General features: G+C 40.7%; 17 protein-coding genes and 2 pseudogenes. 11 read left to right on the top strand and 8 right to left on the bottom strand.

The annotated features are described in order from the left end of the window. Nucleotides 1-119: 119 nt before the first annotated feature. Both RMY16_RS06520 and RMY16_RS06515 read left to right on the top strand, forming a co-directional pair. Nucleotides 120-1,196 carry an alpha/beta hydrolase gene (locus RMY16_RS06520; RefSeq protein ID WP_322735677.1) on the top strand — a complete coding sequence of 359 codons (1,077 nt, stop codon included), beginning with the start codon at nucleotides 120-122 and terminating at the stop codon, nucleotides 1,194-1,196. A 192-nt stretch (nucleotides 1,197-1,388) separates the two neighbouring features. Further along, nucleotides 1,389-1,774, top strand: a pseudogene (locus RMY16_RS06515) (VOC family protein). Nucleotides 1,775-1,905: 131 nt separating this feature from the next. On the opposite strand, the gene RMY16_RS06510 reads toward RMY16_RS06515, so the two are convergent. Both RMY16_RS06510 and RMY16_RS06505 read right to left on the bottom strand, forming a co-directional pair. Next, on the bottom strand, nucleotides 1,906-2,511 hold the full coding sequence (locus RMY16_RS06510) for a Uma2 family endonuclease (RefSeq protein WP_322735676.1): 606 nt from the start codon (nucleotides 2,509-2,511) through the stop codon (nucleotides 1,906-1,908). A gap of 46 nt (nucleotides 2,512-2,557) precedes the next feature. Further along, nucleotides 2,558-3,055 carry a hypothetical protein gene (locus tag RMY16_RS06505; RefSeq protein ID WP_322735675.1) on the bottom strand — a complete coding sequence of 166 codons (498 nt, stop codon included), beginning with the start codon at nucleotides 3,053-3,055 and terminating at the stop codon, nucleotides 2,558-2,560. Nucleotides 3,056-3,409: 354 nt separating this feature from the next. Here RMY16_RS06505 and bioU point away from each other — a divergent pair, with 354 nt between their 5' ends. From bioU to RMY16_RS06490, 3 genes are all read left to right on the top strand, one after another. Further along, nucleotides 3,410-4,429 carry a (S)-8-amino-7-oxononanoate synthase BioU gene (gene bioU, locus RMY16_RS06500; protein ID WP_322663220.1) on the top strand — a complete coding sequence of 340 codons (1,020 nt, stop codon included), beginning with the start codon at nucleotides 3,410-3,412 and terminating at the stop codon, nucleotides 4,427-4,429. 338 nt (nucleotides 4,430-4,767) lie between these two features. Continuing rightward, nucleotides 4,768-5,205, top strand: coding sequence for an NUDIX hydrolase (locus tag RMY16_RS06495; RefSeq protein WP_322735673.1), 438 nt, complete (start codon nucleotides 4,768-4,770; stop codon nucleotides 5,203-5,205). Nucleotides 5,206-5,257: 52 nt separating this feature from the next. Then, the gene (locus RMY16_RS06490; protein ID WP_322735671.1) at nucleotides 5,258-6,205 is read left to right on the top strand and encodes an alpha/beta fold hydrolase; all 948 of its coding nucleotides are present in this window, start codon (nucleotides 5,258-5,260) and stop codon (nucleotides 6,203-6,205) included. A 50-nt stretch (nucleotides 6,206-6,255) separates the two neighbouring features. On the opposite strand, the gene RMY16_RS06485 is transcribed toward RMY16_RS06490, so the two are convergent. Beyond that, nucleotides 6,256-6,621 (bottom strand): BON domain-containing protein, encoded by a 366-nt coding sequence (locus tag RMY16_RS06485; protein ID WP_322663224.1) that lies wholly within the window; start codon nucleotides 6,619-6,621, stop codon nucleotides 6,256-6,258. Between the two features lie 268 nt (nucleotides 6,622-6,889). Between RMY16_RS06485 and ilvN the strand changes: the two genes are divergently transcribed. The 3 genes from ilvN (at nucleotide 6,890) to RMY16_RS06470 (ending at nucleotide 10,585) form a co-directional block, all read left to right on the top strand. Continuing rightward, nucleotides 6,890-7,408, top strand: a complete 519-nt coding sequence (gene ilvN / locus RMY16_RS06480) for an acetolactate synthase small subunit (RefSeq protein WP_322663226.1) — start codon at nucleotides 6,890-6,892, stop codon at nucleotides 7,406-7,408. 512 nt (nucleotides 7,409-7,920) lie between these two features. Further along, the gene (locus RMY16_RS06475) at nucleotides 7,921-9,459 is read left to right on the top strand and encodes a protein kinase domain-containing protein (protein WP_322735669.1); all 1,539 of its coding nucleotides are present in this window, start codon (nucleotides 7,921-7,923) and stop codon (nucleotides 9,457-9,459) included. Nucleotides 9,460-9,910: 451 nt separating this feature from the next. After that, nucleotides 9,911-10,585 carry a hypothetical protein gene (locus RMY16_RS06470; RefSeq protein ID WP_322735667.1) on the top strand — a complete coding sequence of 225 codons (675 nt, stop codon included), beginning with the start codon at nucleotides 9,911-9,913 and terminating at the stop codon, nucleotides 10,583-10,585. On the opposite strand, the gene RMY16_RS06465 is transcribed toward RMY16_RS06470, so the two are convergent. Beyond that, nucleotides 10,566-11,072, bottom strand: coding sequence for a hypothetical protein (locus RMY16_RS06465; protein WP_322735665.1), 507 nt, complete (start codon nucleotides 11,070-11,072; stop codon nucleotides 10,566-10,568). The two genes, RMY16_RS06470 and RMY16_RS06465, sit on opposite strands and share 20 nt — an antisense overlap. Nucleotides 11,073-11,408: 336 nt before the next feature. Between RMY16_RS06465 and RMY16_RS06460 the strand changes: the two genes are divergently transcribed. The 3 genes from RMY16_RS06460 (at nucleotide 11,409) to RMY16_RS06450 (ending at nucleotide 12,777) form a co-directional block, all read left to right on the top strand. Beyond that, a complete protein-coding gene (locus RMY16_RS06460; protein WP_322735663.1) occupies nucleotides 11,409-11,996 on the top strand; it encodes a L,D-transpeptidase in 588 nt (195 codons plus the stop codon). 189 nt (nucleotides 11,997-12,185) lie between these two features. After that, the gene (locus tag RMY16_RS06455; RefSeq protein WP_322645489.1) at nucleotides 12,186-12,488 is read left to right on the top strand and encodes a type II toxin-antitoxin system Phd/YefM family antitoxin; all 303 of its coding nucleotides are present in this window, start codon (nucleotides 12,186-12,188) and stop codon (nucleotides 12,486-12,488) included. Beyond that, nucleotides 12,463-12,777, top strand: coding sequence for a Txe/YoeB family addiction module toxin (locus RMY16_RS06450; protein WP_322735662.1), 315 nt, complete (start codon nucleotides 12,463-12,465; stop codon nucleotides 12,775-12,777). Before RMY16_RS06455 ends, RMY16_RS06450 begins: the two co-directional genes overlap by 26 nt. Before the next feature lie 154 nt (nucleotides 12,778-12,931). On the opposite strand, the pseudogene RMY16_RS06445 reads toward RMY16_RS06450, so the two are convergent. From RMY16_RS06445 to RMY16_RS06430, 4 genes and pseudogenes are all read right to left on the bottom strand, one after another. Continuing rightward, nucleotides 12,932-13,360 (bottom strand): annotated as a pseudogene (locus RMY16_RS06445) (PIN domain-containing protein). 341 nt (nucleotides 13,361-13,701) lie between these two features. Next, the gene (locus RMY16_RS06440) at nucleotides 13,702-14,835 is read right to left on the bottom strand and encodes a YbjN domain-containing protein (RefSeq protein WP_322735661.1); all 1,134 of its coding nucleotides are present in this window, start codon (nucleotides 14,833-14,835) and stop codon (nucleotides 13,702-13,704) included. Between the two features lie 23 nt (nucleotides 14,836-14,858). Next, the gene (locus RMY16_RS06435; RefSeq protein ID WP_322735660.1) at nucleotides 14,859-15,503 is read right to left on the bottom strand and encodes an SMI1/KNR4 family protein; all 645 of its coding nucleotides are present in this window, start codon (nucleotides 15,501-15,503) and stop codon (nucleotides 14,859-14,861) included. Nucleotides 15,504-15,510: 7 nt separating this feature from the next. Further along, a complete protein-coding gene (locus RMY16_RS06430; protein ID WP_322735659.1) occupies nucleotides 15,511-20,691 on the bottom strand; it encodes an eCIS core domain-containing protein in 5,181 nt (1,726 codons plus the stop codon). Nucleotides 20,692-20,705 lie beyond the last annotated feature (14 nt).

Genomic DNA, 20,705 nt, shown 5'->3' with positions numbered 1-20,705 from the left:
CTTATACAGCAAAAAGAAGACACGCTGCTGATAAAACCAGATTGATATTTGGAGAAATTTCAGATTAATAGAGCAGCAATTTCATGTGTAAATCTCACAATTAAAAGGGGAGAAATTATATGAAATCTATATTAATTTTACCGATGATGGCTCTGATGATCAGCGGGCAAGCTTACACACAAACAGAACAAAAAGCACAATCAGAAAAAACAAAAGAAATGGAACAAATAACACCACAGGGATATACAACTTTTCAGGTAAGCGACAACGTTACGATGTATAAGGTTACTTTTAAAAACCAATACAAAATGAATGTTGCGGGACATTTATTTATTCCCAAGAATTTAGATCGGAGTAAAAAACATTCGGCGATCGTTGTTGGGCATCCGATGGGAGCTGTAAAAGAACAAAGTGCCAACGTGTATGCTGCAAATATGGCTGAACGAGGGTTTGTGACTTTATCTCTTGACTTGTCTTTCTGGGGTGAGAGTGAGGGCGAACCACGCAACGCTGTTGCGCCTGATATTTATTCTGAAGATTTCAGTGCAGCAGTTGACTTTCTTGGGACACGTCCATTTGTTGACAGAAACCGAATCGGAATAATTGGAATTTGTGGTAGCGGAAGCTTTGTTATTAGTGCCGCTAAGATTGATCCGCGAATGAAAGCTGTTGCCACAGTCAGCATGTACGATATGGGAGCAGCCAACCGAAATGCACTTAATCATTCGCTGACCCTTGAGCAAAGAAAGAAAAGCCAGGAGGAGGCTGCAAAGCAACGTTATGTAGAGTTTACCGATGGTGAAACCAAATACACCAGTGGGACTGTACATAAGTTAGATGAAAACACACACCCTATCCAGCGTGAGTTTTATGATTTCTACCGTACACCGAGAGGTGAATACACGCCTAAAGGAGGATTGCCGGAACTCACAACGCACCCGACGTTAAGCAGTAACGTTAAGTTTATGAATTTTTATCCGTTTAATGACATAGAAACGATTTCCCCTCGTCCTATGCTTTTCATCACGGGTGATAAGGCTCACTCAAGAGAGTTTAGTGAAGATGCCTACAAACGTGCAGCCGAACCCAAAGAATTATATATCATTCCCAAAGCAGGACACGTTGATTTATATGACAGAGTTGAGTTAATTCCCTTTGATAAACTCACGTCATTTTTTACCGAACATTTAAAGTAACGTGAGTTTTAGATAAGAACCGAAGAGTTATGAATAAACCGTCGTTTTGGCACTATTGGCTTGTTCATGAAAAGAAAGGTAATATCAATCAAAAACATTAAAGCTTAACCTCGACTTAAGAGGGTGTAATGTGATTGGGTTCCCACCTACGTACACTCTCTTAATAATTGTACTAAAAAAAGCAAAACTCCAATGAAAACCACTGGTATTCATCATGTAGCTGTTATTTGTTCTGACTACGATCGCTCCAAAAAATTTATGTAGAAGTTTTAGGCTTTCCGATTATTCAAGAGACTTTTCGCGCCGCCAGAAATTCTTATAAATTAGATTTAAAAGTTGCAGAAAATACTCAAATCGAACTATTCTCTTTCCCAAATCCTCCAGAACGACCTAGTAAACCAGAGTCTTGTGGTTTAAGACATCTTGCTTTTCAAGTTGATGATGTAGAGGAAACTGTTTATTATTTAAAATCAAAAAGGTTAGAGGTAGAAAATATCAGAGTTGATGAAATTACAGGCAAAAAATATACTTTCTTTAAAGACCCAGACAATTTACCATTAGAAATTTATGAGCGTTAAAATTGCTGCTAAGCAAGCTTCATGATCACTATAGATAATGAAGCGATGTCTACGACGAGCTACGCTTAGACATCATTCTAATTAAGGCTTATTGCTGCCAAAATTGCTATATTAATCAACTATGCCTACACTTAACGAGGCAGAATGTCATCTAACCGAAGTTTAATACCGGGTAAAAGTAGCGAGTTAATTAATTGGTTGAGTCGGTATTGTTGTTGAGTATAGCTGTCTTCAACCAATTGACAAACGGTGAATGTAGGTTGTTTGGGTTTCCCAATAAATGCTACACCGCCTAATCCTCGATAATCGACAATCCAATATTCAGGGATGCCTAAAAGCGCATATTCCTCAACCTTTCTTGCATAGTCAGTTTCCCAATTAGTGCTAACAACTTCCACCACCAATTTAATTGAGCGTCCAAGAGTAATTACGGGTTCTCGCTCCCAAAGGGGTTCGCGATCAAGAACGGTTTCATCAAGAACCACAATATCAGGACGACGAACTGTAGCTGTATCTGCAAAGGGGTAAATTAAACAAGTGCGAGGAATAAACCAGGGGAGTTGTTCTGCAACAAGGTAGATGCCAATTTGGGTTGCAAGTTTACCACTCACCGTTTCATGCGGGCCAGTGGGTTCCATGTCAATTAGTTCTCCATCTGCTAGTTCATAGCGGGGATTGTCTTGATATTGGGAGATAAAATCTTCAAATGTGAGAGCTTTTGGGGAGATATATGTCATGAAAGTCAATCTCCTGAAGACAAGTTATTTTGATTCTAAGTCAACTTTACGGCATGAAATTTATTTGGTTGTTTGGAGGACAGTAAATACTTCTACCAAAAGAATCGCCAGTTTCAGCATCCCTTACTTCCACAAGTTTAGCGTTATCAGTACAGACACTTCTACCTCTAGACATTCTCAACTCACCTTGGACAAAACCAGTCACTATCCAGACCATCCGGTTGTTGGAAATCGATGATTTATATAGCCCTGTTTTGGCTGCAAATTCTTCGTATGTTGTAAGTTTTGTTTCTGTTATTTGCATCTTACTAGACTTTTTAATAGCGCTTTCAATCGTCATCAAACGGCTTGCTGGTAAGCTATTATTTGCAGGATATATTCGTACTTTTGAGTTAAATGGTATTGGTTGATTGACTTGCTTTTTTGTTTGTACTGGTTTAGCTGTGACTGTCTGCACTAGCAATAAATTAGTGGTGTTAGCAAATAGAAAAGCAGATAATGAAGTTATTGTAAAAATATTAACTTTAGTGCAAATGCGCTTCATAATGCTCAGAATTTTAACAACTTCCTACCACTTTAGGCGATCGCCTCCGTGAGTGTTTGCATCATCGTGCCAGAAACTCTATTGTGTCAAAGTTTCAAGTTTAGCCAGTATTATTAAGCCTTCCTCTCGGTTGCCAGTTGCGGCCATTGGTTTAAATCTGATATATTCCCAGTCAAAAAACTCAAAAGCGATCGCTAGTAGATAAATATCTGCAATATCCAGCCAAAGAACCCAGGATAATGAATCATAATTAATCTCTATAGCTTTGAGTTATCAGCCATCAGCCACCAGTTACCAGCCGGAAGCTGAGATGCCGAATAATCAAGGCTTTTGATTCAACTTAACGAATTGACTATGAATTCTGAACAAATCAAAAATTCTCTAAATATTTCGCCAGCGATACGTGTAGGAGTACTGGGTTTTGGCGGACTCGGACAAGCAGCCGCTAAGGTAGTTGCTGGCAAACGAGAAATGATTTTAGTCGCAGCAGCAGATCAAAAAGGCTACGCTTATGCTGATGACGGTTTAAATACCCAAGAATCCATTGCAACCTATCAGTCCCAAGGTTCGGTGGGTTATTTAGAGCCAATTGGTACATTAACAAATCAAAGTATTCAGGATTTAATCGAAATAGCTGAAGTAGATGGGTATTTTCTGGCTTTACCCAACCTGCCAAATGACTTTATTCCCAATGTCGCCAAGGAATTTATCAAATCTGGTTGGCGTGGGGTACTAGTGGATGCAATCAAACGCACCACTGCTGTAGAACAACTCCTAGCGATGAAAGAGGAACTGCAAGCCGCCGGGATTACTTATATGACAGGATGCGGTGCTACCCCTGGACTATTAACAGCAGCAGCAGCTTTGGCCGCCCAAAGCTATGCCGAAATTCATCAAGTTGAAATTACCTTTGGGGTGGGAATTGCTAACTGGGAAGCTTACCGCGCCACTGTTCGGGAAGACATCGGCCACATGCCTGGTTACACAGTAGAAGCTGCTAGGGCGATGACTGATGCAGAAGTAGAAGCACTACTAGATAAAACTAATGGCGTGCTGACCTTGAAAAATATGGAACACGCTGATGATGTGATGTTAGAAGTAGCCGGGATAGTAGGGCGCGATCGCGTTACAGTTGGTGGTGTAGTCGATACCCGCAATCCCAAAAAGCCTCTCAGCACCAATGTAAAGGTAACAGGACGTACCTTTGAAGGAAAGATTTCTACCCATACATTTACTCTCGGAGATGAAACCAGCATGGCAGCCAATGTCTGCGGCCCTGCCTTCGGCTATCTCAAAGCGGGCAGACAATTGCACCAACGCGGCATCTATGGAATATTCACTGCTGCCGAAATTATGCCCCAATTTGTTAGATAAATAGGGAATGGGGCAGGGGAAAAGGTACAAACCTTGCCCCATCCATGTGGGCAAAAGCCCCCTCCTCTTTTTCTCCCTTGATTGAGAGCAACTCCCCTTGTGACGTGGTTTTTCTCCCATCCTCCCTGCTTTTTTACTTTCTAAGTTCGCTTGATATAATCAATGGAGGTAAAATTTTCAATAGTATACATATTCTTTAGAATTATTCATTTATCTTTTTCTACCATGATTAGTCAAACCTTTATACAACTTAGAATTTGAAGTGCATATCGCTTATTAAAAACAAATGCAGATAGTAAGTATCATGAACTTTATGAAAATTTTTCATAATGAATCTGATGAAAAATAATCCATTTAGGCTGATACCAGCCTCTCACTTAATTTTGATTAAGGATGATAAAATATTACTTATTAGACGTTTTAATACAGGATATCAAGATGGTAACTATAGTGTTGTTGCCGGTTTAGTAGATGGAAATGAAACTTTTGTGCAGGCTGTAGTCAGAGAAGCAAAAGAAGAAGTGGGAATAGATTTAAATATACAAGACTTGGAAGTAGTTCATATTATTCATCGCAAAGATTCTGGGGAAGAATGGATTGATGCTTTTATTTTGGCAAAGAAATGGAAATACGAACCTGAAAATATGGAACCTCAAAAATGTGACGATTTGGGTTGGTTTGAATTTGAAGCTCTTCCCAAGAATATAGTTCAATACGTAAAGCAAGCAATTGAAAATATAAAAAAAGGAATCTTTTATAGCGAGTATGGCTGGTAATTTACACTAGAGGTAGTCAAAATTAGTTGGTAGACTGCAAAATTTTGTATATATGACCACTACGGTACACTGGCAGGAACGAGTTGGTAATCAAAGAGATTGGATTTGGCGTGGCTGGCAAACCCGCTACACTTACATTCGCCCTAGCCAAAGTCACCACCATACAACACCGCTAATTCTGTTACATGGCTTTGGCGCTTCCATTGGTCATTGGCGACATAATTTAGAGGTGTTGAGTGAGCATCACACAGTTTACGCCATAGATATGTTGGGTTTTGGCGCTTCTGAAAAAGCCGCAGCTAATTACAGCATCGAACTCTGGGTTGAACAGGTTTACGATTTCTGGAAAACATTTATCCGTCAACCAGCAATATTAATAGGCAATTCCAACGGTTCACTGATTTCGATGGCCGCCGCCGCCGCCCACCCGGATATGGTGCTGGGTATGGTAATGATGAGTTTACCCGACCCGTCATTAGAACAAGAAGCAATTCCTCCTATGCTGCGCCCACTCGTCACAGCAATTAAAAATGTTGTTGCTTCGCCGTTGATTCTTAAACCTGTATTTAACTTCGTGCGCCGTCCTGGGGTGCTGCGTCGCTGGGCACGTCTCGCCTACGCTAACCCAGAGGCGATTACCGATGAACTGATCGAGATTTTAGCAGGGCCTCCCCAAGACCGGGGTTCTGCGAGGGCGTTTAGTGCTTTGTTCAAAGCTGCGATCGGAATTAATTTTAGTCCTAGTGTCAAGACAGTATTACCAACCTTAACAATTCCGATGCTTTTGATTTGGGGACAAAAAGACCGATTTGTGCCGCCAGCCCTAGCTAGCCAATTTGCCCAATATAACGAGAAGTTGGAACTGCTAAATCTGGAAGACGTAGGGCATTGTCCCCATGATGAATGTCCAGAACAAGTTAACCAAGCGATTTTAGATTGGATTGAGAGATGGGTTGGCGTAGCCTCTCGTAGAGAAGCCCGCCGCAGGCATCGCCATTAGTTGTTCCCTAAATATTTTATGCAATGGGGGTGCGATCGCATTAGCAGTAATTAGCCAATCGTCGCTTGGTTAGTGTCAACATCTGTAGCACCATTTACAGAACGCGCCACAGAAACCATTTTGTTGAGAATTTCTTGACTGGGGACTTTACCTTTCAACACTACAGTGCTACCTGTCTGAGCCACCCAAAGGGTATTAACATCGTCGAGTTGGGGGTCTTGATCGAATGCCAACGCCACCCGCTTTGCTAAACCACTTTGGTCATATTCTCCGCTCAAACCCAGCCGTTCTGGGGGTATCGGTTGCGTAGCAGTAGCAACATTAGCACTAGGCGCTTGCTGTACAGCCTGTGGAGCCGGATTTACTTCCGCATTTTCAGGTTTTTCCATTCCAAACAATCTTTTTAACCAACCCATAAAACTTTTCTCCTATTACCGACTTATCAAATCTGAGTATAAAAGTTTTACAAAAATGCCGCATCTGCCAATAAAAAGATATTCATTCAATGAAATTACTTCTTGCGGTATGATTTCTAGACAATTTCTCGATTGAGAATGCAACGAGTGCAACGCTTAAGTTTACAATAGGAGGTCGCACTGTAAATTTAGTGCGGTAGTAGGTCTAGCATTGCCCTTAGCTAGTATCTGCGTTACTCAATTCCTGCTCTAGCCTCTGTTGGCGAAGATGAAACATACCCTTTCAGTTCTCGTAGAAGATGAGGCGGGTGTTCTTTCCCGCATATCTAGTTTATTTGCGCGTCGCGGCTTTAATATTGAAAGCCTTGCTGTTGGTCCTGCTGAACAAGGAGGAGTCTCCCGAATTACAATGGTTGTCCCTGGTGACGATCGCGTGATCGAGCAACTCACCAAGCAACTATACAAGTTAGTCAATGTCCTGAAAGTCCAGGATATTACCGAAACTCCTTGTGTCGAGCGGGAATTGATGCTTTTGAAGGTGAATGCTAGTACCAGCAATCGCTCAGAAGTGATCGAACTGTCTCAGATTTTCCGGGCGCGAGTCGTGGATGTGGCGGAAGATTCTCTCACCTTAGAAGTTGTGGGAGATCCAGGTAAACTCGTAGCGATCGTGCAAGTATTACAAAAATTTGGTTTGAAAGAAATCGCCCGCACTGGCAAAATTGCCCTAACTCGTGAATCAGGCGTGAATACCGAGTTACTCAAATCTTTGGAAGCAAAGGTTTAGTTGCAAATTTAAATTAAGACTCAGAAATACTCAACCGCAGCAGAAGTCATAGTGGCAATTGTTACTATGACTTCTGCTTAGGGACTAGCTAGCAAAAAAACAAATATCCAACTAACCTTCAATTTTGGCGTTCCCGCTTCTCCTGTCGGAGACGCTACGCAAACGGGTTGCCGTAGGCATCGCTTCTTCTGGTGATGCGCTACCATAAATGACATACATTATCCCTGACAGATATTCATCTATCATCGTGACATTGGCGTAAATCAACCGTTGAATGGGAGGAAAACTGAGATTTTTTAAACAAAATTTGGCAAAATTGTAATAACATAAAATTAAATCTTAGTATATTGCTCGTCCATTTTTTACTCCTCAGAAGCACTTTTCGGATAGGTTATCCACCTTTAAAGTATTAAAAGTCTAGGAGTAAACGACTGAATTTACTGTTGTATTTTTTTAGTTAAAACTGCCGGAAATTAAATTCTATATACCTTATTTAATGCTGTATAAATCTAATGCATCCTCTTGGCACAGTACTCCGCAGTCGTTATAAAATTATTCATCCCTTGGGAAGCGGTGGATTTGGCGAGACATATTTAGCAGAAGATTTGGATATACCTACAACTCCCAAGCCTAAATGTGTTGTCAAACACCTGAAGCCGCAAAACCAGAATGAAGCACTTCTAAAGATTGCTAAAGGTTTATTTAACCGGGAAGCTGAAACTTTATATCGCTTAGACAACATTCACAACCAAGTTCCCAAACTATTCGCCCATTTTGAAGAAAACGGCGAATTTTACCTAGTACAAGAATTTATTGATGGGCATGACTTAAGCAAAGAAATAATAGCAGGTCAGCCTTGGGGTGAAGCAGAAGTAAAAAAACTGCTCACGGATGTTTTAGAAGTTTTAGTATTTATCCATCAACAAAGTATTATTCATCGTGATATTAAGCCACAGAATATCATGCGTCGTCATCAAGACGGAAAGATTGTGCTGATTGATTTTGGAGCAGTGAAAGAAATTAAATGCTTGGAGACGAATACTCAAGGTCTAGTCACATCAAGCATCCTGATTGGTACAAATGGCTATATGCCAAATGAACAAGCTAATGGCAAGCCGAAACTATCTAGCGATGTGTATGCAGTAGGTATGCTAGGAATTCAAGCACTGACAGGCGTACCGCCTCAAAAGTTACCCGAAGATCCCGCAACAGGTGAAATAATTTGGCGCGATCGGGTGAATGTCAGCGACAGATTTGCCGAGGTGTTAACAAATATGGTGCGTTCTCACTTTAGCCAGCGTTACCAAACAGCAGCAGAAGCGTTGCAAGCACTTACTCAATCACCACCATCACCAAAACCAAAGTCAGATCGTCGGCGATCGGCATCTAATCGGAAAGTTATGGTAATAGGCGGAGGAGTTTTATTTGGATCTATCATGTCTTTGTATGTGGTATCTAGATATTTTGCTCAATCACCAACTCCTCCAAATCCACAAACACTTACTCCACAACCGCAAGCAGTTACTCCGAAACCGCTTTCTACAATCAAAAAATTCTCTCAGCTACCTTGCGATAGCGATCAACAGCTATCCTCCCCCCCCGCAGCTACAGGCAAAGCAACCTGGGAAACTAACGTCTATAAATATTACGGGCAGATCGATCCAAAAACTAAAGAAGCCAACGGTAGAGGGTTGATGGCTTTTAAGCAGAATAATTTTCAATACTATGGAGACTTTAAGAATAATAAACGTAGTGGTTGTGGGAGATTATCATATCCGGCAGAAAGTAATATTAACTATTATTTAGGGCAGTTTAAAAATGATCAGTTGCAAGGACTGGGATATTTAAAATTGAGAAACGGAAACGAATATAGAGGAAACTTTGCTAATAATAAATGTCAAGGAGAAGGAGTATATATATTTACAGATAAAACTGAGAAAGATGGACTCTGGCGTGAAGATAAGTTAGAAGGAAGCGATAATTTGTCATGTAAGGAGCCTTCAGCATCTAAGATGCCAACTATCAGCTTTTTCAGCCTAAAACCCTCTTAACAGTTTTCAGCTTATTTACTTAGGTAACAGTCTTCTTATCAATTGGACTTTTATGCGTTAATGACGGATTTAAATTCCTTATATCGAATTGCCTTTAAATATAGTAAATTTAGTAGGCACTTTACTATTAATTTTCCACAAAAGTGGCAAAATATCTTAAAATATTAAGAAAAACTTAAGTTTGTTTTCATTTATGCTAATTAAATACATTTAGTGGTTTATACTTAGTTTATTAACAATATTTTGATAAATTAAATATTTATACTAAATATCCATAAACACGTACTTATGCGTATTTTGTAACTATAATGGCAAACTATAGGCTTAATACAATGGCAAACTATAGGCTTAATACCGTTATTTAGGAAGTATTAATTAAGTACGATTTTGCAGAAAATTAGGATTTATGAATGAATTTTAGGTTGTATACATTACACAAGAAAGGTGTTTTATGAAGATAAAACTTATACTTTATACTTGTTGTTTACTTATTTCTACAAGTTTAGGTGTTCTTCCAATACAACAAATACTAGGGCAAGAAGCATCGCCACCATCTCCTGAACCAAACACTGTACCAGCTTCTCCAACAGAACCATCTCCTACACCAACTGCTGTACCAGTTCCCACAACAACACCAGATACTATACCAACTTCTTCAAAATTCTCCCAACTACCTTGCGCTAAAGATCAACAGCTATCCTCGCCCCCCCCAGCCACTAGCAAACCAACTTGGGAAACTAACGTCTATAAATATTATGGGCAGATAAATCCAAAAACGAAAGAAGCCAACGGTAGAGGATTGATGCTTTTTAAGCAGAATGAATTTCAATACTATGGAGACTTTAAGAATAATAAACGTAGTGGTTGTGGGAGATTATCATATCCGGCAGAAAGTAATATTAACTATTATTTAGGGCAGTTTAAAAATGATCAGTTGCAAGGACTGGGATATTTAAAATTGAGAAACGGAAACGAATATAGAGGAAACTTTGCTAATAATAAATGTCAAGGAGAAGGAGTATATATATTTACAGATAAAACTGAGAAAGATGGACTCTGGCGTGAAGATAAGTTAGAAGGAAGCGATAATTTGTCCTGTAAAGAGTTCAATCGCAATTATCGATAGTCTGCACATCAATCTGATTAATTGAGCTTGGCATTCCAGTGGCGTGCATCTGAAGTAAATTTATAAAGCAAAGGTTATTAAAGAAGATGAAAATTAGACTTTCTGCTACTGCTTTAGTTGTGTTCACAAGTTTGAGTTGTTTTCCAGCGCAACGATTACTGGCCCAAGAAGCACTTCCTGTTGCAGGGCCGGCAATAGCATCAAACAATAATAATAGTAATAATAATATTATTGTTGATGGATTACCTGCTGCGGGACCTGCGATACAACCAGAAAGCAGACGCTCTTCATCACGCTCAACAGTCATTAGTAGAGCAGAATCGAGAAGGTCATTAAGGCGTTCAACAGTTATTAGTAGAGAGCAACCTAGAAGGTCATCAAGGCGTTCAACAGCCATTAGTAGAGAGGAGTCTAGAAGGTCATCGAGGCGTTCAACAGCCATTAGTAGACCAGAATCTAGACCACGAGTTAGACCAGTAACGGACACACCACAGAGACAAACTCCTTCAAGAAGGAGAATAAAACAACCGACTACACCAGTTCAAAAAGCACCTTCAGTCTCTCCCAATTTCCCAATAAGACTATGGTAAAAGTATAGATTTATAAAGGGCAAAATGGAAAGCCAAAAATTAGAATTTAGGAATTAAGCCTGCTGATTCTTTAATTTTGGCTTGTTGAGGGAAAGCATGTTTTAAGGTAGTAATGAACTCAGGTAGCCTTATATGCCGCATTTTTTTTTGAAATTGGTATAATTTATTAAAGTTGATTAAAAAAGTGATTATTTTAACTTAAATTGCTAGCTTCGCTCCAAGCTGAATAGTTTATGCAAAACAAGATAATCAAGAATAACCCGGAACTTTGTACTGGTTTAAGTATTGGTTTTGGTGCAATTGCGTTGTTGTTCTGGCTGCAATCACAGCATACTGCTAGGGTGAGTATTGAGAAACGCACAGATTCCCAAAAAACAATTGAGAAGCCAGCATCTCCTATAGTCAAGCCAACTGTTCCCCCAGTTTCTAAACAACACATCCATCTAGTACTTAAACGAAGTATGCGGAAGCTGTATATGTACAAAGGAGACAGTTTACAAGCTAGCTACCCAGTCGCGGTCGGTAAACCAGGGTGGGAAACGCCAATAGGAAAGTTCAAAGTTATTGAGATGTTGAAAAATCCAGATTGGACACATCCTAAAACTGGAAAATTAGTTCTTCCAGGTGCAAATAATCCCTTGGGAGAACGCTGGATTGCATTTTGGAATGTTGGCAGAGAATACATCGGATTTCATGGTACTCCTGATAAAACATCTGTCGGGAAAGCAGCTTCTCATGGTTGCGTTCGGATGTATAACGAGAATGTCCGCGAATTGTATGAAATGGTCAAACTTGGTACACCTGTTTTAGTAGAACCTTAATCTGGGTTTACTCTATACAAATGTACTAAAAATCTCCAATGCTGAATAATTGGCTTACCTTTCAACGTGGGCGTAGAAGCTTAACGGCTTGTCGTTAGACATCGCTCTTTTGTCAAGATTTAGGTAACAGCAATGGAGGAACGAACCGCATAGTTTATAATTTATGTACAACTTTATGTACATAAACTAATGTTGCCTTACAAAATCACATCCCCAACCGATGCGAGAAATGACTTTTTTAAGTTATTAGAACTGGTGGTAGAAAATCATCAGGTGTATATGATCAACCGTCGTGATGGTGAAAATGTAGCCTTGATTGCTGAATCAGATTTAGTGAGTTTACTTGAGACGGTTTATCTTTTGCGATCGCCTGCTAATGCGCGTCGTTTATTGGATGCAATAGAAGAGTCAAAAACAGGAAAAATCCAATCTCAAACGCTAGCAGAACTTCAGCAGGAGTTGGGGATTGAGCAAGAAGAAAAAGAAAGCTGAACCTATTGAAATTAAACCAGTTATTGTTAATCGTAGTCCTGGTTTTAGTTCTCAATTTAAAGAAGATTTAGCTTGGTGGTTTAAGCAAGATTCTCAGAAAGCATCGAAAATATTAGATTTGGTTACAGCTGTAATGCAAGACCCGTTTGAGGGGATTGGTAAACCAGAACCATTAAAATATATGGATGCAGATATTTGGTCGCGGCGAATTGATTTAGAACATCGGCTTGTATATCGGGTGGGAAAAACTCAGATTGATTTTCTCGCTTGTCGGTATCACTACGAATAATTGACTTACTTTTCAACCTGAGCGATCGCTTCTTCTGGCGAGAGATTACCATAGATTACAGACAAAATTCCTGGCAAGTATTCATCCATCATCGTGATGTTAGGCGTAAACCACTCGTTGAATGAGTGCTGAACTGAGGCGATCGCCTTCTATCTTAATACTTGTTTTGTATTTCAAAGAACTGGTTAAAGTTTTTTCGTTTCAATCCCTCTTTGAGTTTTTTATCTCCTGTCCACAATAAGCCCTTTAATTCCAATGTTAGTGCTACGTGGGGAGTATCACTTTCATCAATATCCTGACATAAAGCGTAGGCTGTTACCCGATTGTTGGGGGAAATTAAATCTTCTTTATAGAGAGTAATTCATTTTAGCAGTATTTGGTAAATTCGCACTATTTCATCTTCTGATAGTTGGCTGAGTTTAACTAACTTCTCTTTGCGCTTAAATAGTTCTACCAAAACTTGCTCGCACACGAGGAAACGGTAATCTGAGCCGAGGAGTATCTCAGCAAAACTAGATTGGCTATTGAGCAATCCTGAGAACAATATATTGGTATCAACAATAATCGGCTGTTGTATGAACACTACCGACTACCCTACAAATTTATGCTTAATTTTTAACCACGCATCTCGGTCTATTTCATCAGCTAGGGCCGTGGCTTGCTCTTCTGTTAGATGACTGCGCCTTCTAATTGTCTCTGACTCCAAATATTCTAAAAATTTGCTTAGGCTTTCTTAATCAAGAATGTTTTTATTAAATTTGATGATAATGTCTTGACCATCAAGCGTAATGTTATATATTGCCTTTTCCAGCATGATATTCTCCTATCTAAGCTTGCTCGCACTTTTGAAAGGTACTGGAATTATTATGACAGACTTAATTGTTGAATATTGCTCGTGATTTACTGGCTATCTACTTAAATAACTTACCTTTCAACGTCGGCGATCGCTTCTTCTGGCGAAAAATTACCATAAATTACAGACAAAATTCCTGGTAAGTATTCATCCATCATCGTGACGTTAGCGTAAACCACCCGTTGAATGAGTGCTGAACTGAGCCTGTCGCCTTCTACATCAATACTAGTTTTGTAGCTAATCTCCCCATCAGCAAAATCTAGCTCAAAATTGCCGATAATCATACCTGAATTAGCTTTAGTTATGAACTCTGCTACAGCCAGCCGCTTCTCTTCTGGTGCATTGACTGGACAAATTGAGTAAAAAACGAATTGATTTTGTTCACTTCTTGCTCTAGCGTAACAATTCCATTTGCCATTTTCACCCTGAAAAGCTATCTGTAAAGCTAGCTGTCCTGGAAGTTGTACAAACAGCCAATTATCAGCTTGGAAGAAATTAATTATTGCTTCAAAAATATTACTATCTGTAGGAGATGGCAGAAAATTTGCCTCTATTTTTGGTGTTATGTCATCTAAGTTAATCTCAGCTAACTCTGTCAAAAATTTATCGATCCCTTCCAACATTTTGGCAGATGCTTTCTGAGTTTTTACAGATAAATTAGCCTCAGTCCAATCTTTAAAAAAACTGACAATACCTTCAGCAATTCCTTCACTGGAAACGTTTGTTTGAGCAATATTTTCTGGGCTAATATAAGACCAAAGAGTACGATAGCCGATTTCGCCAGATTCTTGTTGCTGTTTAACAGATAAACTCAACCAACTTTCGGTGAAGAGGATTTGGTTATCGGGTTCTTCTTGACTTAAATTCAGGATATATTTTGCCGTTTCATCAATGTTGACAGCGTGTTCTGCTAGTAGTGATAATAAATCGGGTTTCAGGCTGGTTTCGATAGTAATGTCTGGTTCGCTGAGGAATTTACCAGATGATAGGGGGTTACGCGCATCTGCTTTGAGATTGAATAAAGCAGCAGTATCGATGCGTTGGTAGAGTTGTGGGTTGACTTGGAACGTGAGGCGACACTCGATGAGTTCGTTGTCTTGTGTGGTGAGAGTGAGTGCGATCGCGCGAACGGTTAAAGGAGATTGGGAGGAGTCGTGTAGGGTTAGTTCAGTGTTTATTTGATGATTTTCTGTTTTGGCAGTCATGCAGAGTTAGTCATTTAATAATTTTATTCCTTATTCAACCTTTGAAAATCCGATCCATCAAAGTCTGCAAAAAGCTGAGGCATAATTTTTCTAAAGTTTCTTTCTTCAGTTGTAATCGGAGTATCAGGGTTAACATCCTTAGGCCCAGCAATAGCTAGATGCCAATACCAAAAACCACGTGATTTTAGTAACAGTTCCAAATATCCCTCAAAATCTACACCTAGCGGCCTCATTTTTTCGCCACGATAATAATAATAGACTTCAGGGTTATCTGAGCCATTTAAATAAAGCGCTGCACAAGCGTTGCCAATGAAAAAATCTATAGGATGTAAAGGCTTACACGGATCATCTTCACCAAAATAAATAATATTTTTCCAATCCTTAAATACTTCCTGAACAGGCAACAAATCAATATATCCAGCCGCTAATCCTCCTCCAGAAATTTCTGGTTGCTCCGCTCTTTCCCAGAAAATGTTAATACCATTTGCCTTGCTATAAAAATCAATCATCGCTGGAGTAAGCTTGAACTTGATTTGGGCTGCATTTAGTTCTTCTTCTGTTGCCGGAGGATTAAATTCGCAACTATCAATGTCGATATTAATAGCTTGGTTATTTTTCAGATCATCTACCATTAAATGAAATTTCTGTACGATATTTTGGTTTTTCATTTTATTTCTATTTTTTACCTGACAGTTCTAGTTCTTTTTCAATCTCACTAAGTTTTTGTTTCTTAGTAGATGAAAATTCTAATTTTTTACTATCAGTAGAGGATGATGGTTCTACTTCTTCCATCTCACCACGTTTTCGTTTCTTAGTAGATGAAACTTCTACTTTTGTCGGATCAAATAATGGGTCTTTTATTGTGTCTTTTTCACTAAATTCATCCTTATTAATCTCATTTTTTGTATCCTTTCTCTTCTCTCCTAATTCCGAATGAATAGTTGTTTTGATAGCACCTTTAAAAGATTTTTTCCCATCAACATCAAGTTGAGCTGCTTCACAAACAAAATCAGCATTAATCACTCCATTTGCCAGATCAACCTTCTCATTAGCAACTTCAACTTTGTAATAAACCCAATACCCCTGACTATTAACCCAATCCTTAACTTTATTTTCAACTTGTCGTACGTGTTTACTGTTTGCATCAGCAGTTATAGGATAAAGATTTTGTGCACTTCCTGGGCCACCAAGGTTATCGTTTAACAAGTGTCCTTTTATATACTTTTCGTGATTACCTGAACGAGGATTAGTTTGTAACTTCTTCATTAGCAGATTCAGTGCGCCCCCTGGAGGACTTCCTTGTGGATGATTTGGGCCTAACTTGGTAGCTTCCATTTTTTTACCAACCAAGTATTTGCTATCAATATAACCTGTTTCAAAAGTAACCTCTTGCTTAAATTTATTACTATGTGTTGTATCTCCTGCGTTAAGTATTAAATCGGAGCCAGAAAGATCAATAATTGCTCTGGGATTAACTTCCATGATTACACTAGCCGAGGGCGTGCCTAGTTTTTCCCACTCAAGCTTATTAAGTCCAAAATCTTTTTTAATAGCAGGAAAATGTTGTTCGACTTGTTTTGTACTTTCAGATTTGGAAATAATTCCCTGTAATTTTCTCCGAGCTGCTTTTAAATCCTTCTTTTTCACCTCATGAGTTCGTTTATCTTGTGATGTATTCTCCTTACTGTTCTGAGTTTCCTTTCCTTTCTCCTTATCCTTGCCAAACTCAAACTTATCATTGACTTTATCGTTTGCCTTCCCATACTTATCTTTTCCTGCTCCCTCCTTATCTTTAAACCTGTTTCGTTCAGCTGCGTCCTTGTTTGTGTTCTCTTGTTTTGTACCTTCCCGCTTTTGATTGGTCGAATCCTTATCAGCTTTATTCTTCTTGTGTTTATCTTTCTTATCGAACTTTTTCTCAATACCCGCGACAAGCTTAACTTCCTTCTCAATCACCCAGAGAAGTGCTTTCTCAAAAGGTCTACGCACCTTGGCGATAATGGCTTGAACCTTCTGGCTGATGCCACCCAAGCCCAAGAGACTGGCTAAAAAGCTGATTACCACTGGTAGCGCCTTGGCTAAAGCATCTTCTATCCCCTTCGCCGCCGCTTCTATGGAACCGTTAGCGATCGCAACTATTGCATCAATAATGGCATTAATCAACTCTGCAATTTGGCTAGCACGTTCAATAAAGAACATGACTATCTCGTAAATCGCCTGGCACGCTTTGATGAATGCTGAAGCTGGATTAAACAGGCTGAGAATCCACGTCACCCCTGCCTCAATCACATTCTGGATCACAAAGTCCTTGAGAGGGTCTAGCACCAGCGCCCTCAGATCACCAATCTGATCCTGGACGAACTGCCACAGACCAGCCACACCTTCGGCGGCTATAATTTGGTATATCTCGGAGCGTTCTTCCAAAAGCTCGGCTTTGCGCCTGCCAAATTTTTTCACTGCCTGTTTTCGGATACCTTCATACCCCAGCCCCAGCACTTCCATTACCAAGCCAAAGATGCCTTTCATGTCAAAGCTCTCTGGCATCGTCACACCAGCTTCTGCCAAAGTACCTGTCAGCCAGCCTATCAGTCCTTGCTGGAGATGCTTGCCGATATTTTTCACAAAGTTCTGAAAACCTTGTTTGATTCCCTGAACTACATTCTTTAAGAAACCAATCGGATCTTGGAGAATTTTCGGGATGATGCTAGCGGCTTTTGCTAAAACCTGTAGCAGCAGTTTTCCTAGTTCAATAATCGTCTTAACTACTCCCACAACGAAGTCGATCGCCTTCTGCACCAATCCCTTATTTTCTTCCTTCATTTGATTGATGCGATCGTCAACAGCTTTGAGGTTGTCCTGATACTTTTGTGCCAGGGTATCAATTAGCTCATTTTCTTTATCGCTGACGCTCTGCTGCAACTCTTCAAATTTGCCCTGAATCTCTGTTGCTGCCTGTTGACCGACCCCTTTGAGGTCTTCAGGTAATTGGTTGACATATTTCTCAATCTTCTGTTTACCCTTGGCAATTTCTGCTTTTGCCTGTGTCAACCCTTTACTAATAACCGTAACAACCTTATCGATGACAGCATCCATTTTATTGATGTACAGCTGTCGTCCTTCTTCATAGAAGGCGTTGACCTCTGAGGGCATACCGAACAATTTATCTATTAACCATTTTCCAGGCCCCCAAAAGCCGCTATATCGATCATCTTTATATTTCTTCATCCGCTGGTCAACGTAATCCTCAAAGGCTTTCTTAGCCTCAGCCGCACCAGCATCGAACTCTTGCTGAACTTTAGAGTCTAGGTCGCCAAGAGTTTTCTCAACTTGGACTTTGGTATCTTCGTAAATCTTATTAATATCACTAGCGACCTTAACCCGTGCCTGCTCGTCTTTACTCTTGGCTCCTACCTGCTGCTCTCCAACCTGACCTAGCTGTTGGGTGCGTACACCATGCATATCCTGGAGATTCTGTTGTGCCGTGCCTAGAGCAGCAGCTTGAGCATTTTTTACCAGGTCTTGCTCTTGCTGGCGATACTTTGGAGGGGCTTGTGCTGCATTAGTTTGAGCTTCTTCCTTAGCTTTGAGCGCCCCTTGGAATTCTGGTTCGTTAGAGTTCGCTAACTGCTCTTCGGTGACATTTGCCTCACTCATTTGCTGGTCAAGCTTTTTGCTGTCTTCTTGCAGTGGAGCTTCAACTTCACTTTGCCCCTTCGGCTTTGGTGCTGCTTTTTCGGCACCGATATCTGATGCAGGCGCTCCAGGGTCATTTACTGACAGTGGTGTCACTTTTTTCGACTCAATTCCACTGGTGTCAGGCGTTTCTTTTGCTTTTTCTTCCAGAGGTTCTTGAGAAGCTTTCTGCTCTTCATCAACTTTGCCGCTCAAATCGCCCTTAACTGAGTCAAGTTTGTTGTTATTTTTAAAGTTGTCCGCCTCTTCCAAGTTCTTGGGAGCTACATCGGCAATTCGCTCCATGAGTTTGGCTTTGAAACCGGCTGCATCAAATTGTGGAGTTTCAGTCTGCTCCATTTCACCAACTTGATTGGCTTGCGCTTTGCTGTCTACTTCGTTGCCAGGAGGTACAGCAGCAGATTGGGCTTCTTGAGCTTTGTTTTTAGCTGGTTCGTGTTTCTTCTGCTTTGCTGCGACCTCTTTCGTTGTGCCGACTACTGCTTGGAAGCCTGGGTCATCGTTTGCAGAAGCAGGAGCCTTTTCTCCACCTGCTTCTGCTCCAGGTAAGCCTGCTGCCACTGAGCCTTTTCCGTCTGGAGTCTGTTGCCCTTGTTGAGGATTAGCCTTCGGATCTGCTTGCTTTAACTGTCCTTGCTTATCTGCCTCACCTTGTTGCTGAGGATTATTTTTGTTCTGGTTTGCTGATGGATTTCCAGAAGTGCCTGCCGCCCCACCACCCCCGTCTGCTGGAGGTGAAGCTGCTGCCACGCCCTTATTTACCGGAGTCTGACGTTGCCCTTCTCGGTTTTGCACATCAGCTTTCAGGGTGGCTTGCTCTACCTGTCCCTGATTATCTCGCTCAGGTTGCTGTTGCGGATTCTCTCGGCGCTGAATTGGCTGCTCGATAGAAGGAGAAGTTAAGAAGGCTTTAGCCTGTATCTTATTGTTTTTTACCCCTTGGTCAGGAATAGATTTACGTTGAACTGCACCACCATTTTGTTGGACAACGTGAGTCAACTCATGGGCAAGCAATTCCTTTCCTCCATGACTTCCTGGAGAATATTCTCCTTGACGGAAGAAAATATCCTGTCCGGTGGTGAAAGCACGAGCTTGAACGGATTGGTTTAGCTGATCAGAGCGGCTATCTGTGTGGATTTTCACACCACCAAAATCAGCCCCAAATGCTTGCTCCATTGGTTGCTTGATATCATCTGCAAGCGGCTGCCCATTTCCACGTGCTTGTTGGATAGAAGTTTCTAACTCAGATGTTGCTGCTGTTCTCCCTTTGCCCTGACGCTGCACCAAAGGCGTAATGGAACCCGCCAGGGATTTCATTTGTAATTGGTCTTCTTCCTCTGGTAATGCCTCCCGACCTACGCTCATCCTCTGCATCACCAAATTGGCGACACTATCAGCCTCCTGCTCATAAATGTCTCCAGGCTGATTAACTGTCAGTTTTGTTTGTGGACGCCGCAGTGATATTCGACTAATGTCATGTCCAAGCGGTTTGGTCGGGGATTTTACCTCAGTCACTGTTTGGGATGAAGTACCAAGCGACTTCATTTGCAATTCTTCTTCCTCTGGTAGTTCCTCCCGTTGCAGCGACGGAGTTTCTCCCAAAGATTTCATTTGTACTTCTTTTTCTTCTTCTAGCAGTTCCTCGCGCTGAATACTACCCTCTGGTTTCATTTGCAATTCATCTTCATCAGGTAATTCTTCTCGCTGAAGTTGCTCACTCTGTGGCTGATGAATTCTTTGCATCACCTGACGCGCCGTTTGGTCAGCTTCTTGCTCGTACTTATCTCCAGACTCCCCAATCGTCAGTTTTGCCTGAATTGCTGTTGGTGTATCTGGTCTTCTGACTGGAATATTGGCAAAGTTATGACCAAATCGAGTTGCTTTTTCCAGCCGAGAATTCAACGATCGCTCCATCTTGGCTTGCAATACAGTCAGCCGTTCTTGTCCCTCTGGCGTAATCGTCCGATGCTTGGCTTGTAATTCCAATTCAGTTACTTCCATCTTTTCTTCTGCAAAAGCTTCATTCTCTACGTCCGTTTGTGCCACGGGCGTAAAAGATGCTTTTTGAGTTTGGCCACCAAACGGTCTATAGGCCAATTGAGAAGTTTGTTCTGGTGCTTGGGAATTAGAAAAGCTGGATGAGGGACTTTTGAGGGATTTCATCGGTTTTGATTGCA

The sequence above is a fragment of the Nostoc sp. DedQUE12b genome (genome assembly GCF_034530835.1).
Lineage (GTDB): Bacteria > Cyanobacteriota > Cyanobacteriia > Cyanobacteriales > Nostocaceae > Nostoc.
This window is presented reverse-complemented; position numbering and strand designations above follow the sequence as displayed.

What these genes read in the sequence shown, in the direction of transcription:
- RMY16_RS06485 (WP_322663224.1), bottom strand. Translation starts at nt 6,621, where the DNA reads ATGGGTTGGTTAAAAAGATTGTTTGGAATGGAAAAACCTGAAAATGCG.
- RMY16_RS06475 (WP_322735669.1), top strand. Translation starts at nt 7,921, where the DNA reads ATGCATCCTCTTGGCACAGTACTCCGCAGTCGTTATAAAATTATTCAT.
- RMY16_RS06505 (WP_322735675.1), bottom strand. Translation starts at nt 3,055, where the DNA reads ATGAAGCGCATTTGCACTAAAGTTAATATTTTTACAATAACTTCATTA.
- RMY16_RS06455 (WP_322645489.1), top strand. Translation starts at nt 12,186, where the DNA reads ATGTTGCCTTACAAAATCACATCCCCAACCGATGCGAGAAATGACTTT.
- RMY16_RS06440 (WP_322735661.1), bottom strand. Translation starts at nt 14,835, where the DNA reads ATGACTGCCAAAACAGAAAATCATCAAATAAACACTGAACTAACCCTA.
- ilvN (WP_322663226.1), top strand. Translation starts at nt 6,890, where the DNA reads ATGAAACATACCCTTTCAGTTCTCGTAGAAGATGAGGCGGGTGTTCTT.
- RMY16_RS06430 (WP_322735659.1), bottom strand. Translation starts at nt 20,691, where the DNA reads ATGAAATCCCTCAAAAGTCCCTCATCCAGCTTTTCTAATTCCCAAGCA.
- RMY16_RS06495 (WP_322735673.1), top strand. Translation starts at nt 4,768, where the DNA reads ATGAAAAATAATCCATTTAGGCTGATACCAGCCTCTCACTTAATTTTG.
- RMY16_RS06520 (WP_322735677.1), top strand. Translation starts at nt 120, where the DNA reads ATGAAATCTATATTAATTTTACCGATGATGGCTCTGATGATCAGCGGG.
- RMY16_RS06510 (WP_322735676.1), bottom strand. Translation starts at nt 2,511, where the DNA reads ATGACATATATCTCCCCAAAAGCTCTCACATTTGAAGATTTTATCTCC.
- RMY16_RS06470 (WP_322735667.1), top strand. Translation starts at nt 9,911, where the DNA reads ATGAAGATAAAACTTATACTTTATACTTGTTGTTTACTTATTTCTACA.
- RMY16_RS06490 (WP_322735671.1), top strand. Translation starts at nt 5,258, where the DNA reads ATGACCACTACGGTACACTGGCAGGAACGAGTTGGTAATCAAAGAGAT.
- RMY16_RS06435 (WP_322735660.1), bottom strand. Translation starts at nt 15,503, where the DNA reads ATGAAAAACCAAAATATCGTACAGAAATTTCATTTAATGGTAGATGAT.
- RMY16_RS06460 (WP_322735663.1), top strand. Translation starts at nt 11,409, where the DNA reads ATGCAAAACAAGATAATCAAGAATAACCCGGAACTTTGTACTGGTTTA.
- bioU (WP_322663220.1), top strand. Translation starts at nt 3,410, where the DNA reads ATGAATTCTGAACAAATCAAAAATTCTCTAAATATTTCGCCAGCGATA.